The organism is Streptomyces abyssalis (genome assembly GCF_001751365.1).
Taxonomy (GTDB): domain Bacteria; phylum Actinomycetota; class Actinomycetes; order Streptomycetales; family Streptomycetaceae; genus Streptomyces; species Streptomyces abyssalis.
In genome coordinates, this window is record NZ_LJGT01000002.1 from 1 (window position 1) to 205 (window position 205).

A 205-nucleotide genomic window follows, 5' to 3' on the forward strand; every position below is an offset into this window, starting at 1 on the left:
TTCGACCGTCGGATGGTCCGACACCACCGGAGAGACCAACACCGTCGGCGTCTCCATGAAGGCCCAGTACGGCTTCACCAAACTCTTCAGCGTGACCATCGAGGCGAGCTACAGCCACTCCTGGGAGAGCTCGCACACCGAGCAGGAGCAGACCAACGTCGAGGTCAAGCCCGGCGAGGTCGGCTGGATCACCCGCGAAGCCGCC

Annotated in this window: 1 pseudogene; it reads left to right on the forward strand. The window is 64.4% G+C overall.

Going from position 1 to position 205, the window contains the following annotated elements:
- Nucleotides 1–205, forward strand: a pseudogene (locus AN215_RS00010) (hypothetical protein); the annotation flags it as partial.